Origin of the sequence: Streptomyces odontomachi, assembly GCF_024435355.1 — a bacterium.
Lineage (GTDB): Bacteria > Actinomycetota > Actinomycetes > Streptomycetales > Streptomycetaceae > Streptomyces > Streptomyces odontomachi.
In genome coordinates this window covers 1-503 of sequence record NZ_JAMJWG010000099.1, presented here as the reverse complement: position 1 = coordinate 503, position 503 = coordinate 1, and the positions used below count along the sequence as shown (strand labels likewise).

The window sequence follows — 503 nt, the reverse complement described above, 5'->3', positions numbered from 1 at the left end:
ACGGTATCGAGTACGTGCGCACGGCGATCGCGGCCGGCATGGACGTCGACGACTTCGCGCCGCGTCTGTCGTTCTTCTTCGTCGCCCGGACGACGATCCTCGAGGAGGTCGCGAAGTTCCGGGCGGCCCGGCGGATCTGGGCGCGCCTGATGCGTGAAGAATTCGGCGCGAAGAACCCCAAGTCGATGATGCTGCGTTTCCACACGCAGACCGCGGGTGTCCAGCTGACCGCGCAGCAGCCCGAGGTGAACCTGGTCCGCGTCGCCATACAGGGTCTCGCGGCCGTACTCGGCGGCACCCAGTCGCTGCACACGAACTCCTTCGACGAGGCCATCGCGCTGCCCACGGACAAGTCCGCCAGGTTGGCCCTGCGCACCCAGCAGGTCCTGGCCTACGAGACCGACGTGACCGCGACGGTGGACCCGTTCGCCGGCTCCTACGTCGTCGAGCAGATGACCGACGAGCTGGAGACCGCCATCGTCGAGCTGATGGGCCGCGTCGAG

1 protein-coding gene is annotated in these 503 nt (G+C 67.8%); it reads left to right on the top strand.

Translation table 11 applies throughout. From position 1 onward, the window contains the following. The coding region (locus tag NQO67_RS43550) for a methylmalonyl-CoA mutase family protein (RefSeq protein ID WP_255956203.1) at positions 1-503 on the top strand (503 nt) is incomplete at both ends.